This window comes from Streptomyces purpurogeneiscleroticus, from assembly GCF_020024005.1.
GTDB classification, from domain to species: domain Bacteria; phylum Actinomycetota; class Actinomycetes; order Streptomycetales; family Streptomycetaceae; genus Streptomyces; species Streptomyces purpurogeneiscleroticus.
This window is the reverse complement of record NZ_NHSG01000360.1, coordinates 1-13,154: the sequence shown is the minus strand read 5'-3', so window position 1 is coordinate 13,154 and position 13,154 is coordinate 1. Positions and strand designations below refer to the sequence as shown.

At 73.3% G+C, this 13,154-nt stretch carries 11 protein-coding genes; 8 read left to right on the top strand and 3 right to left on the bottom strand.

All coding sequences use genetic code 11. The features are described from left to right. Positions 1-47: 47 nt before the first annotated feature. The gene (locus CCS38_RS24955) at positions 48-671 is read right to left on the bottom strand and encodes a TetR/AcrR family transcriptional regulator (protein WP_223735550.1); all 624 of its coding nucleotides are present in this window, start codon (positions 669-671) and stop codon (positions 48-50) included. A 187-nt stretch (positions 672-858) separates the two neighbouring features. On the opposite strand from CCS38_RS24955, the gene CCS38_RS24950 reads away from it, so the two are divergent. The 5 genes from CCS38_RS24950 to CCS38_RS24930 all read left to right on the top strand — a co-directional run bounded on the left by CCS38_RS24950 (position 859) and on the right by CCS38_RS24930 (position 7,274). After that, on the top strand, positions 859-1,710 hold the full coding sequence (locus CCS38_RS24950) for an SDR family oxidoreductase (RefSeq protein WP_223735549.1): 852 nt from the start codon (positions 859-861) through the stop codon (positions 1,708-1,710). Then, positions 1,707-3,785 (top strand): acetate--CoA ligase family protein, encoded by a 2,079-nt coding sequence (locus tag CCS38_RS24945; protein WP_223735548.1) that lies wholly within the window; start codon positions 1,707-1,709, stop codon positions 3,783-3,785. The genes CCS38_RS24950 and CCS38_RS24945 overlap by 4 nt, the downstream gene beginning before the upstream one ends. Before the next feature lie 34 nt (positions 3,786-3,819). After that, positions 3,820-5,004, top strand: coding sequence for an acyl-CoA dehydrogenase family protein (locus CCS38_RS24940; RefSeq protein ID WP_223735547.1), 1,185 nt, complete (start codon positions 3,820-3,822; stop codon positions 5,002-5,004). After that, the gene (locus tag CCS38_RS24935) at positions 5,005-5,739 is read left to right on the top strand and encodes an enoyl-CoA hydratase/isomerase family protein (RefSeq protein WP_223735546.1); all 735 of its coding nucleotides are present in this window, start codon (positions 5,005-5,007) and stop codon (positions 5,737-5,739) included. A gap of 74 nt (positions 5,740-5,813) precedes the next feature. Next, positions 5,814-7,274, top strand: coding sequence for a purine-cytosine permease family protein (locus CCS38_RS24930; RefSeq protein ID WP_223735545.1), 1,461 nt, complete (start codon positions 5,814-5,816; stop codon positions 7,272-7,274). On the opposite strand, the gene CCS38_RS24925 is transcribed toward CCS38_RS24930, so the two are convergent. Then, entirely contained in the window at positions 7,249-8,382 is a 1,134-nt protein-coding gene (locus CCS38_RS24925; protein WP_223735544.1) for an acyl-CoA dehydrogenase family protein, read from the bottom strand. The genes CCS38_RS24930 and CCS38_RS24925 overlap by 26 nt on opposite strands. Before the next feature lie 229 nt (positions 8,383-8,611). On the opposite strand from CCS38_RS24925, the gene CCS38_RS24920 reads away from it, so the two are divergent. Both CCS38_RS24920 and CCS38_RS24915 read left to right on the top strand, forming a co-directional pair. After that, positions 8,612-10,231, top strand: coding sequence for an AMP-binding protein (locus CCS38_RS24920; protein ID WP_223735543.1), 1,620 nt, complete (start codon positions 8,612-8,614; stop codon positions 10,229-10,231). 4 nt (positions 10,232-10,235) lie between these two features. After that, positions 10,236-11,096 (top strand): PaaX family transcriptional regulator, encoded by an 861-nt coding sequence (locus CCS38_RS24915; RefSeq protein ID WP_223735542.1) that lies wholly within the window; start codon positions 10,236-10,238, stop codon positions 11,094-11,096. Positions 11,097-11,282: 186 nt separating this feature from the next. Here CCS38_RS24915 and CCS38_RS24910 read toward each other — a convergent pair whose 3' ends face one another. Beyond that, the gene (locus CCS38_RS24910) at positions 11,283-12,047 is read right to left on the bottom strand and encodes an HAD family hydrolase (RefSeq protein ID WP_223735541.1); all 765 of its coding nucleotides are present in this window, start codon (positions 12,045-12,047) and stop codon (positions 11,283-11,285) included. 573 nt (positions 12,048-12,620) lie between these two features. Between CCS38_RS24910 and CCS38_RS24905 the strand changes: the two genes are divergently transcribed. Next, on the top strand, positions 12,621-13,154 hold a 534-nt coding region (locus tag CCS38_RS24905), incomplete at its 3' end, for a TetR family transcriptional regulator (protein ID WP_223735540.1).

Here is a 13,154-nt window from a genome sequence, read left to right as displayed (position 1 = left end):
CCACCAACGCCGGGCTCTGCACCGGTTTTCCGGCGGCGAGCTCAAGATCAACTGTACCGCACTGCCGGGACCTCGGCCACCAGCTCCCGCCGTACGAAGTCGACCAGCAGCTCCCGCATGACCGAGACCGTCATGCGCGGGGCGCCGGTGAGGACCTGGATCGCGGCGCCGTCGGTGAGGGCGGTCAGGCGCAGGGCGACGCCCTCCACGTCGAGGTCGGCGCGGAAGACGCCCTGCCGCTGGCCGCGCAGCACGATGCGGATCACGGCGTCCTGCCAGCGGGCGTAGAACTCGTTGTGCGCGGCGCGGAATTCGGGACGCACCACCGCCTCGGCCCAGTACTGCAGCCAGATCGACCACTCGTCGCGCACCCGGCCGAGCCGCGGCAGCTGCATGTCGATGAGTTTCAGCAGCCGTTCGTGCGCGTTGTCGATGGCGCGCAGCTCCTCGCTCTGCCGGACGAACGCCTGCTCCACGCAGTACTTGAGCGCCTCGGCCAGCACATCGCTCTTGCCGGGGAAGTAGTAGTGCACGGTGCCGGTGCTGGTGCCGCAGACGCGGGCGATGTCGGCGATCCGTACGGAGTGGATGCCGCGCTCGGCGATGAGCTGCCAGGTGGCTTCGAGTATCGCCTGGCGGCGGTCCTCATCGGTACGTGGCGCAGCGGTCATCCCGTCCTCCGGGTACGGCAACAGTTGGCCAAAGCTTACTGACGCGTCAGTCAAAGGCAACCTCGATCCTCGGCCGCCCCCGGAAATTACTGCCGGGAAACGTTGGCCGTATCCCTTGACGACCCCCCTTGTGATGAGGCTGACTGACGCATCAGTCAGACGAATTGCTCTCAACGAGGAGGGCCCTGTGGGGAGCGCATCACCCCCGTACGCCGCCGCGTCCGTCCTGCGGCCCGGCGTACACGAAGGCAAGGTCGCCCTGATCACCGGCGGCGGCACCGGCATCGGCCGGGCCACCGCGCTGGACCTCGCCGCGGGCGGGGCGAGCGTGGTGGTCTGCGGCCGTCGCGCGCAGCCGCTGGCCGAGGTCCGCAAGGAGATCGAGGAGGCCGGCGGCAGCTGCGTGGAGATCGCCGCCGACATCCGCGACGAGGAGCGGGTCACGGCGGTCGTGGACCGGGCGCTGGACGCCTACGGGCGGATCGACGTCCTGGTCAACAACGCGGGCGGGCAGTTCACCGCGCCCGCCGAGGACATCAGCGCGAACGGCTGGCGGGCCGTGCACCGGCTCGCCGTGGACGCCGCCTGGAACGTCACCCGCGAGGTCGCGCGGAAGGCGATGATCCCGCAACGCTCGGGGGCCGTCTTCTTCCTCGCGTTCTCGCCACGCCGCGGCATCCCCGGCATGGTCCACGCCACCGCGGCCCGCGCCGCCGTGGAGAACCTGGCGGCCGGACTGAGCCTGGAGTGGAGCCGGTACGGCATCCGCAGCGTCTGCGTCGCGCCCGGCACCATCGCCACCGGCGGCCTGGCGGACACCTACGCCGAGGCGGACCGCGAGCGGTGGGCGCAGGCCGTGCCGCTGGGCCGGCTCGGCCGCGCCGAGGACGTCTCCGGCCTGATCTCCTTCCTCGCCTCGCCCGGAGGCGCGTACATCACCGGCACCACCGTCGTCGTCGACGGCGGCGCCGACGCCTGGGGCACCGGGCACCCCGTCCCCGCACAGTCCCCGCCGCGCTCCGAGGAGGCCAACCCATGACGGTGCTCACCCCCGAAGGGCAGGTACGCGATCTGACCGCCCTGTTCGCGCCCCGCGCGGTCGCCGTGGTCGGCGCGAGCAACGACCAGGCCAAGTACGGCAACTGGCTCTCCGTGCAGGCGCTGCGGATGCAGGGCCGGCGCGCGGTGTACCTGGTCAGCAGGCGCGGCGAGCCGGTGCTCGGCGAGACCGCGTACCGGACGCTCGCCGAACTCCCCGAGCCGGTCGACCTCGTGGTGATCGCGGTGCCGGCCGCCGGTTTCGAAGCGGCCGTGAACGACGCGCTCGCGGCCGGCGCGAAGGCGATCGTCGGGATCACCGCGGGCTTCGGCGAGCTGGGCACGGAGGGCAGGGCCCGGGAAGCAGCGCTCGCCGCCCGGGTGCGCGCGGCCGGTGCCGTACTGCTCGGCCCCAACTGCCTCGGCGTGCTGGACAGCACCACCGGCCTGTACCTGGCGCCCAATCCGCTGCCCGCCGGGACCGTCGGGCTGATCTCGCAGAGCGGCAACGTGGCGCTCGAACTGAGCCGCTTCCTCACCGACCGGGGCCTGGGCTTTTCCCGCTTCGCCTCGCTCGGCAACCAGGCCGACCTGGGCGCCGCCGACCTGATCCGCAGCTGTACCGCGGACCCCGGTACCGAGCTGATCGCGCTGTACTGCGAGGACTTCGGGGACGGGCGCGCCTTCGTGGCCGCGGCGGCGGACGCCGTGGCCGCGGGCAAGCCGGTCGTGCTGCTCACCGTGGGCGGCAGCGCCGCCTCCGTACGCGGCGCCAAGTCCCACACCGGGGCGCTGACCACCGACAGCAGCGTCATCGACGCGGCCTGCCGGGCGGCCGGCATCGACCGGGTCAGCAGTCCCCGGCAGATGGCCGATCTGCTCACCGCGCTGCACCGCTTCGGGCACGCGCGGGCCGACCGGGTGGCCGTACTGTCCGACGGCGGCGGGCACGCGGCCGTCGCCTGCGACCTGGCCGAGGCACAGGGCCTGTCCCTACCGGAGTTCGGGCCGGAGCTGGCCGCCGCGCTGCGGGCCTCGCTGCCGCCCTCCGCGGGCGTCGGCAACCCGGTCGACATCGCGGGCGCCGGCGAGCGGGACATCGCTTCCTTCGCGCGCACGATGCGGCTGCTGCTGGCCGCCCCGGACACCGACGCGGTGCTGCTGACCGGGTACTTCGGCGGATACGCCAGTTACGGCGCACGGCTGGCCGGTGAGGAGCTGGCCACCGCCCGGGAGCTGGGCGAGCTGGTCCGCGCCCACGGCAAGCCGGTCGCCGTGCACACGATGTGCCCCGACAGCGCGGCCATCGAGGAGCTGCGCCGGCAGGGCGTACCGGTCTTCGCGGCCGTCGAGGACGCCGCGCAGTGCCTGGGGATGCTGGCCCGCCGTGCCGAACCGGCCGACCGGCCGGGCCTGCCGGAGGGCGACGGCAGCCGGGCCGTCACCGACGACGGCTACTGGACCGCGCGCGAGCTGGTCCGCGCGGCGGGCGTGGCCTTCCCCGCGGCGCGGCAGGTCAGTACGCCGGGGGCGGCGGCCGGGGCCGCGCGGGAGATCGGCGGCGGCCCGTACGTCGTCAAGGCGCTCGGCCTGCTGCACAAGTCCGACGCGGGCGGCGTCGCCCTCGGACTCGCGGACCCCGAGGCCGTACGGGCCGCGGCGCAGGACATGGCGGACCGGCTGGCCCCGCCCGGCTTCAGCGTCGAGGCCATGGCGGACCCGAGCCAAGGCGTCGAGATCATCGTCGGCGTGCAGCGCGACCCGCGGTTCGGCCCGGTCGCCATGGTCGGCCTCGGCGGCATCACCACCGAGGTGCTGCGCGATGTGACCTTCGCGCTGGCCCCGCTCGTACCGGCCCGGGCCAAGGAGCTGCTGCTGCGGCTGGGCGCCGCCCGGCTGCTGCACGGCGTGCGCGGCCGCCCGGCCGTCGACCTCGACGCGCTCGCCGAGGCCGTCGCCGCGATCGCCACCCTCGCCGCCACGCACCCGGAGATCGCCGAGCTGGAGGTCAATCCGCTGCTCGCGACGCCGGACGGCTGTCTCGGCCTGGACGCCCGCATCGTCCTCGCCGGCTGACTACCCATCACTTCTGAACGTCTGAGGAGACACCGTGCAGTTCGCTTACACCCCGCGCCTGGCCGAGCTGAAGGAACGTGCCGCCGGGCTCGCCGCGAAGATCATGCCGTACGAGGAGGAGTGCGAGGCGAACAATGGCCTCGTCCCCGAGGCGCTGGCCGCCATCCGGGACGAGGTGCTGGCCAGCGGCCTGCAGGCGATCAATATGCCGGCCGAGTGGGGCGGCGCCGGGCTGACCGTGCTGGAGCAGGTCGTCGTCCAGGACGAGCTGGGCAAGCTGACCGGCGCGCTCTGGGACACGGTCTGGCGGCCCGCCAACTGCCTGCGCGCCGCCACCCCCGAGCAGCGCGAGCGCTATCTGCTGCCCGGCATCCAGGGCCGCTGCCGGGACGCGGTGGCGATCACCGAGGCGGACGCGGGCTCGGACCCGTCCGGTATCAGGACCACGGCCGTGCCGGACGGCGACGGGTACGTCATCAACGGCGAGAAGTGGTTCGTGACGGTCGGCGACGCGGCGGACTTCCTGATCGTGCTGGCCAACGTGGCGCCGTCGGGCGCCCCGACGCTCTTCCTGATCGACAAGGACACCCCGGGCGTCTCGGTCAAGCGCACGCCCCGCTACACCCACACCTTCGTCTACGAGCACCCCGAGTTCCTCTTCGAGGACGTCCGGGTCGGCGCCGACGCCGTACTCGGCGGGATCGGCCAGGGCTACGAGCTGACCCGCGACTGGTTCACCGAGGAGCGGCTGATGATCGGGGCACGCACGATCGGCGCGGCCGAGCGGGCGCTGACGCTCGCCACCGACTGGGCCAAGGAGCGCGTCCAGGGCGGCGAACCGCTGATCAACCGGCAGCTCATCCAGGGCATGCTCGCCGACTCGGTCGTGGACATCACCACCAACCGGGCCTTCACCCACCAGGTGGCCTGGGAGTTCACCGAGGGCGGCGACCGCAAGCTGCTGCACGCGCGGGCCGCGACGGTGAAGCTCGCCGCGTCCGAGGCGTCAGGCCGCGTGGTCGACCGCTGCCAGCAGATCTTCGGCGGCCGCGGCTACATGCGGGACCAGCCGGTCGAGCGGCTCTGGCGCGAGCTGCGCGTGGACCGCATCTGGGAGGGCACCTCGGAGATCCAGCGGCTGGTGATCGCCAACGAGATCACCAAGCGCGGACTCGGCGGGCTGCTGTCCTTCGCGCCGGCCCCCGCTCCGGAGGCGTGAGTGGCGGCCACCGGCACGGCCGGCACGGTCGAGGTCACCGTGCACGGCCGGGTCGCCGAGCTCGTCCTGTGCCGCGAGGCCAAGCTCAACGCCCTCTCCACGCACCTGGAGACGCGGCTCCTGGAGGCGCTGCGCTCCCCCGCAGTGCGCGACAGCCGGGCCGTGGTGGTCACCGGAGGGGCGCGGGTGTTCTCGGCCGGGGCCGACACCACTGAGCTGCGGGAAATGACGCCCGAGGCGATCGCCGCGTACTACCGCTCCTCGGGCGCGGTGTACGAGGCGCTGGCCGCGCTGCCGCAGCCGACCGTCGCCGCGGTCGCGGGCCACTGCCTCGGCGGCGGCTTCGAGCTGGCGCTCGCGGCGGACTTCCGGATCGCCGACGACAGTGCCGGGTTCGCGCTGCCGGAGGTCGGTATCGGCATCCTGCCCAGCTCCGGCGGGGTGACCCGGCTGGTACGCGCGATCGGTCCGGCCCGCACCCGTGACCTGGTGCTGCGCGGCCGGCGGGTGGCGGCGGCCGAGGCGTACGCGTGGGGGCTGGTCACCGAAGCCGTCCCGCGCGGCGCGCACCTCAAGAGAGCGCGGGAGCTGGCCGCCGAGCTGGCCGGGCAGCCGCCGCTGGCGGTCGCGCTCACCAAGCAGGTGATCGGCGCCGCCGCCGAGGCGCCCCGCGAGACGGGCCTGTTGCTGGAACAGCTCGCGTACGCGGCGCTGCACCGCACCGACAACAGCTGAGAGCCCCGGGGGCGGGCCGCGGAGAGGGACCCGTGGCCCGCCCCCTTCCGTCCCCCTCCCGAAGGAGTCGCATCGTGACAGCCAGTCCGATCATCGAAACCCGGTCCATCGATTACGTGCCGCTGGCCGAGCGGCACGGCAAGGTGTGGCACCTCTTCCCCGTGTGGTTCGCGGGCGACGCCCACCTGGCCACCATCGCGACCGGCGCCATCGGCGTCGCGCTGGGCGGCAACCTCATATGGACCGCGATCGCCGTGGTGCTCGGCGGCGCGTTCGGCACGTTCTTCATGGCCTTTCACTCCACCCAGGGCCCGCAGCTCGGGCTGCCGCAAATGGTGCAGTCCCGCCCGCAGTTCGGGTACGTGGGCGCGCTGCTGGTGTGGGTGGTGGCGCTGACCACGTACATCGGGTACACCGCGTTCAACCAGATCCTGATCGCGCAGACGATGCACCACCTGGCCGGCACCCCGGCCGCGGCGAGCTACATCGGGTACGCGGCGCTGGCCATCGTCCTCGCGGTCATCGGCTACGACGTCATCCACCGCGCCTCCCGCTGGCTCACGTACCTGGTGATCGCGGTGCTGGCGGTCTTCTCGGTGGGCGTCGTGGTGGCCGACCCCTTCTCGCCCGCGCAGCTGGACCTCGGCGGCTTCGTCCTCGCGCCGTTCCTGGTGCAGTTCTTCACCGCGGCCGTGTACCAGATGTCCTGGTCGATCTATGTCTCGGACTACTCGCGGTATCTGCCGCCGACGGTCGGCGTGCGGTCGTCCTTCTGGTGGACGTACCTGGGCGCGTGGATCGGCGGCGCGTGGATGATGCTGATCGGCACGGTCGCGGCGGGGCTGTTCCCGAAGGCCGAGCTGGTCGACTCGGTGATCTCGGCGGGTGACGAGCTGTTCCCCGGCTTCGGCGTGACGCTGCTGCTGGTCTCCGTCGTGCCGCTGATCTCCATCGGCACGCTCAACTTCTACGGCGGCAGCCTGACCCTGCTCTCCAGCATGGACTCGGTACGGAAGATCCGGCCGACGCTCACCAAGCGGATCGTCTCGCTGCTGGTACTCGGCGTGCTCTCCACCATGATCGCGTTCGGCTCCGACAAGTCGTTCCTGACCGACTTCGAGCACTTCCTGACCGTACTGGGTTACCTCTTCACCCCCTGGACGGCGATCAACCTGGTCGACTTCTACGTGGTGCGGCGCGGCCACTACTCGATCCGGGAAATCTTCAACCCGCGCGGGATGTACGGGCGGTGGAGCGGGCGCGGGCTGCTCGCCTACGGGATCGGCTTCCTGTCGATGCTGCCCTTCGCGGAGCTCGGAGACCTCCATGGACCGGGCGCCGCGTGGGTGGGCGGCGCCGACATCACCATGCTGATCGGCCTGCCGGTCTCCGCCGGGGTGTACGTACTGGCCTGCCGGTCGCTGGATCTGACGGCCGAGCGGGCCGCGGTGGCGGCGGCGGACGCGGGGCTGGAGGACGGCGGGACGGCCGCCGAGGGCGACGCGCCCGTCAGCGATACAGCTCCCGCGCGATGATCGTCCGCTGCACCTCCGTCGCGCCCTCGTAGATGCGCGGCGCGCGCACCTCCCGGTAGAGATGTTCCAGCAGGTGGCCGCGGCGCAGGGCGCGGGCGCCGTGGATCTGCACGGCGGCGTCGACGGCCTCCTGGGCGGTCTCGGTGGCGAGCAGCTTGGCCATGGCGGCGCGCTTGGCGATGCCGGGCGCGCCCGCGTCGTAGGCCGCGGCCGCCGCGTACACCAGCAGCCGGGCCGCCTCGATACGGGTGGCGAGGTCGGCGAGGCGGTGGGAGACGGACTGCAGGTCCTTCAGCGGCCCGCCGAACGCCTCACGGGACGCGGCGTGTTCGAGTGCCGCGTCCAGCGCCGCCTGGGCCATGCCGACGGCGAAGGCGCCGACGCTGGGCCGGAAGAGGTTCAGGGTGCGCATCGCGACGCCGAAGCCGCGGCCCGGCTCGCCCAGGACGTCGGCGCGGCCGACCGGGACGCCGTCGAAGACGAGGGTGCCGATGGGGTGCGGGCTGAGCATGTCCAGGTGCTCGCCGCTCAGCCCGGGCCGGTCGGCGGGGACGAGGAAGGCGGTGACGCCGCGGGCGCCGGGGCCCTCGCCGGTGCGCGCGAAGACGGTGGCGAAGTCGGCCTCGGGCGCGTTGGAGATCCAGCACTTCTCGCCGGTGAGCCGCCAGCCGTCGCGCGCGCCGGTGCCCTCCGGCTCGGCGGCCAGGGTGAGCGCCGCCGCGTCGGAGCCCGCGCCGGGCTCGCTGAGCGCGAAGGCGGCGACCGCGCGCCCTGCGGTGACCTCCGGCAGCCAGCGCGCCCGCTGCTCCTCGGTACCGGACTGCAGTACGGGGTAGGCGCCGAGTCCCTGGAGCGCGAGCGCGGTCTCCGCCTCCGTGCACTCCTGGGCCAGCGACTCCCGCAGCAGGCACAGGTCCAGGGCGCGGACGGTGCCGCCCTCGGGGAACAGCCGGCGCAGCAGCCCCAGTTCGCCGAGCGCGGCCACCAGCGGGCGGTTGACCCGGCCCGGCTCGCCCTTCTCGGCGAGCGGGCGCAGCTGCGCGGCGGTCAGCTCCCGGAGTTCGGCACACCAGGTCTCGTCGCCGGCGTCCAGCGCGAATGCGGTCACAGGGCGGCTCCCTTGTCGCGGTCCGGTCTCTCGCGTCTGCTCTGTCGGTTCTGCTTCCTCGCGGTCCGACGCGCGCGGTCTGCTTTCTCGCGGTCCGACTCGCGCGGTCCGCCTTATCGCGGTCTGTTGACTGCCGTCACGAACACGTTACGCTGGCGAACCGTCCGTACGGCAGTCCCCGGCGGCCCTCGGACACCACGGCTGAGCGTCACGAGGGGGCGCATGCGTCATGGACCTACAGCCATCGGCCCACGCCGACACCTTCTCCCGCGACCATCTCCCACCACCCCAGCAGTGGCCGCACCTCGGCGATCTGGGCTACCCCGACCGGCTCAACTGCGGTACCGAGCTGCTGGACGGCTCGCTGAACCGGTTCGGCGCGGAGCGGCCCGCCCTGCGCGACGGCGGCGGGACGGTCTGGACATACGGCGAGCTGCGCGAGCGCGTCAACCGCATCGCGCACGTCCTGAGCGACGACCTCGGCGTGCGGCCCGGCACGCGCGTACTGCTGCGCGGACCGAACTCCCCCGCGCTCGCCGCCTGCTGGCTGGCGGTGATGAAAGCGGGCGCGGTGGCGGTGACCGTACCGGCCGCGCAGCGCGCCCACGAGCTGGCCACCATCTGCGACCTTGCGCGTATCCGGCACGCGGTGTGCGACGTACGGTCGGTGGACGATCTGGCCAAGGCCGCGCTGCCCGATCTGGCGGTCACCGCGTACGGCGGCGAGGCGCCCGACGATCTGCTGCGCCGGGCCGCCGGCAAGCCCGCCGCGTACACGGCGGTGGACACCTCCGCCGACGATGTCGCGCTGATCGCGTTCACCTCCGGCACCACCGGGCGGCCCAAGGGCTGTATGCACTTCCACCGGGACGTGCTCGCCATCGCCGACACCTTCTCGGCACAGGTGCTGCGGCCCGTGCCGGACGACGTCTTCGCGGGCAGCCCGCCGCTGGGCTTCACCTTCGGCCTCGGCGGCCTGGTGATCTTCCCGCTGCGGGCGGGGGCCAGCGCGCTGCTCACCGAAGGGGGCGGCCCGCGCGGGTTGCTGCGGGACATCGCGGCCCACCGCGTCTCCGTCCTGTTCACCGCGCCCACCGCCTACCGCGCGATGCTGCCGGAACTGGCCGGGTACGACGTCACGTCGCTGCGCCGCTGCGTCTCGGCGGGTGAGAACCTGCCCGCGGCCACCTGGCACGCCTGGCACGCCGCGACCGGTCTGCGGCTCATCAACGGCATCGGCGCGACGGAGCTGCTGCACATATTCCTCTCGGCCGCCGACGAGGCCGCCCGTCCCGGGTTCACCGGAGTGCCGGTGCCGGGGTACGAGGCGCGGGTGGTGGACGCGGCGGGCCGCCCTGTGCCGGACGGCGAGCCGGGGCTGCTGGCGGTGCGCGGCCCGACCGGCTGCCGCTACCTCGCCGACCCACGCCAGCTGGAGTACGTACGGGACGGCTGGAATCTCACCGGCGACACCTATGTGCGCGAGCCGGACGGCTACTTCCGCTATGTCGCACGCGCCGACGACATGATCATCTCGGCCGGGTACAACATCGCCGGGCCCGAGGTCGAGGAGGCGTTGCTGCGGCACCCGGCGGTGGCCGAGGCGGCCGTGGTGGGCCGCTTCGACGCGGAACGCGGACAGGTCGTGGTCGCCCATGTGGTGCTCGGCCCCGGCCTCACCCCTTCGGAGGAAACCGTCGCCGCGCTGCGGGAGTTCACCAAGGCCGAGATCGCGCCGTACAAGTGCCCGCGCGAGATCGTCTTCCACGACGCGCTGCCCCGGACGCCGACCGGCAAACTCCAGCGCTTCCGGCTGCGGGCACCCCTGCAGGGTGCCCCTTTAGAGTGACGGCGTGAGTGACCCCCAGCCGCAGCGCACCCCACGGTCCCTGATCGTCACCTTCTACGGCGCGTACGGACGCGACGCGAAGGGCGAACCGCTGGGGCCGGTGCCGGTGGCCGCGCTGATCACGCTGCTGGGCGTGGTGGGCGTGGACCCGCCGTCGGTGCGCTCGGCGGTCTCCCGCCTCAAGCGCCGCGACCTGCTGGTGCCCGCACGCACGCCGGCGGGCGCCGCCGGGTACGCGCTGTCGGCGGACGCGCGCGAGCTGCTGGCCGACGGCGACCGGCGGATCTACGGGCGGCCCGCCGCACGCGCGAGCGACGGCTGGGTGCTGGCGGTGTTCTCGGTACCCGAAGCGGAGCGGCACAAGCGGCACTTGCTGCGCTCCCGGCTGGCCCGGCTCGGCTTCGGTACCGCGGCTCCGGGCGTATGGATCGCCCCGGGCCATCTCTACGAGGAGACCCGGCACGTACTGCGGCGCCTGCACCTCGATCCGTACGTCGACCTCTTCACCGGCGCGCACGCCGGGTTCGCGCCGACGGTGGAGGCGGTGGCGCGCTGGTGGGACCTGCCCGCGATCGCCGGGCGGCACCGCGCGTTTCTCGACGCGCACGAGCCGGTGCTGCGGCGCTGGACGCACCGCCGCGGGACGGTGCCGGAGACGGCTTACCACGACTATCTGCTGGCCCTGGACGCCTGGCGGCGCCTGCCGTACGCCGATCCCGGCCTGCCCGCCGCGCTGTTGCCGGACGACTGGCCCGGCGGGCGCGCGGCGGCGGTCTTCGGCCGGCTGCACCGCCGGCTGCACGCGGCGGGCGCGGAGTTCGCGCACGGCGTGCTGGGTGAGCGGGGCGCGCTGGGTCCCCGGTGAGGGACGGGCCTCCGCATGGGGGGTCCGGCGTGCGCACGGGCGGGGAACGGCCGTCAGGGTAGCGGCGCGTTCGCGCGCGAGGCACGTCGTGCGGAGCAGGCGTCGTGCGGAGCAGGCGCAGTGCGGGCGGGCGTCGTACGGGGCGGGCACGGGGATGCGGCCCCGGGGCGACGGCGGCGGAGCGCCTCAGCGCATCCGGTGGTACCCGGCGGCCATCTCGACCGGGCGGGGGCGGGAGGCGGCCACCGCGGCGACCACGTCCCGGAAGGAGCTGCACATCCGGGTGCCGGCCACCGCGGCCAGCTCCCCGAAGCGGCCCACGCCGTAGGTCACGGCGATCGGGGCCATGTGGGCGGTGACGGCCATGCGCATGTCGCCGACGGTGTCACCGACGTAGGCGCTCTCGCGCGGCGAGACGCCGAGCTGCGAGACGGCGCGCAGCGCCATCTCCGGGTGCGGCTTGCCGCGCCGCACCATGTCGTGGCAGATGACCGGGCCGACCAGGTCGCGGATGCCCATCACGTCCAGCAGCGCCTCGGCGCTGCGCGCGACCTTGGAGGTGGCCACGGCCAGTTCGATGCCGTGCGCGCGCAGCGCGGACAGGCCGGAGGAGACGCCGGGGAACAGCAGCCGCGGGCCCTCGCGCAGCACTTCGTGGGCGAAGAGTTCGCGGTAGCGACCCATCGCGGTGAGCACCGCCTCGTCCGTCTCCGGGCGGCCGAGCAGCTGCCCGAAAGCAGCCGGGGCCGGCTTGCCGACCGCGGCCGCGGCCTGCCGGGGCGTCACCCGGCGCCCCTGCTCCGCGACCACCTTCGAGAGCAGCCGGCCAATGGCGGGCAGCGTGTCGGCGAGGGTGCCGTCCAGGTCGAATACGACAGCCCGGATCGGGACCGCACCGCCGGCCCGCGGCGTCCCCCCGATGCCTTCGCCGACGTCCGCTGAATCGCGCATTGCTCGATACCTTTCCGATGCGTTGACGGGCCGGGCGGAGTCCAGGACTCCCACCGGCGATGAGGAACTGAAACCGATGCATGTGTGAAGAGTGAAGCGGTTCCGTCGGCGCGCAACGCCGCGGGGGCCTGGCGGGGAAGCGCTACAACGGCTTTCATAGAGGCAACGCGTTTCCGTTGCTCACCTTTGCAGATTTAAAAACCGCCTGCGCTGTTTGTCAATGCGCTGAGCCACACCTCACACACAACGCGTACACGACTGCAACGTGTGTGACGCCCGTGACGAACCGTCATCCGGCCGTCACAGCGCGACGATCATGGGGGTCGCACTTCGGCCACCTCGGCTTCGCGAGATCGGCCGGTTACCGCGCCCGACGCCGCCGGGCCGTACCATATTGAAACCGCATGGTTGGTTTTTCTCGCTACCCTTTCGCCGCATCGGACCACATGAACCAAGAACCATGTGCGCCATCGAGCCATGGGCTCCCGCGTGACGGAGCCCTCGGCCCGCCGAGCCCGCGAGCCGGATCGGCTCATCGAGCCCGCGAGCCGGACGAGAGACAGGACGGACACAGTGCCCACGCAGCACCGCGCGATCCAGAGCCGCCAGGCGCTCATCCGCTCGGCCGCCCAGAGCTTCATCGACAAGGGCGTCTCCGCCTCCGGCATGGTCGACATCAGCCGGCGCGCGAGACTGAGCAAAGGCGCGCTCTATTTCCACTTCGAGTCCAAGGAAGAGCTGACCCTCGCCGTACGGGACGAGGCGCTCGGCGCGCTGCGCGAGCTGGAGGACCAGCTGCTGCGCGCGCCCGACCCGGTACTGAGCGCGTCCCGCGACTTCGCCGCCGCCCTGCTGGACCGGGTCGACCGGGACGTCGTCGTCCGCGCCGGGCTGCAGATCCGCCCGGAGAGCGACCCCGCGCCCAGCGGCGCCCTGCTGCACCGGCGGTGGTGCACGCTGTTCCTGGAAAAGGCCGCCGCCGACCGCTCGGCGGGCCGGCTGCCCCCGGACACCGACCCGCAGCGGCTCGCCCGGGCGCTGACCACGATGGTGGTCGGACTGCTGGAGCTCGGCCACGCGGACCGTACGTGGTGGAGCCGGGAGGCC

Coding starts and splice junctions, on each gene's coding strand:
- CCS38_RS24955 (WP_223735550.1), bottom strand. CDS start 671: ATGACCGCTGCGCCACGTACCGATGAGGACCGCCGCCAGGCGATACTC.
- CCS38_RS24945 (WP_223735548.1), top strand. CDS start 1,707: ATGACGGTGCTCACCCCCGAAGGGCAGGTACGCGATCTGACCGCCCTG.
- CCS38_RS24920 (WP_223735543.1), top strand. CDS start 8,612: ATGGACCTACAGCCATCGGCCCACGCCGACACCTTCTCCCGCGACCAT.
- CCS38_RS24910 (WP_223735541.1), bottom strand. CDS start 12,047: ATGCGCGATTCAGCGGACGTCGGCGAAGGCATCGGGGGGACGCCGCGG.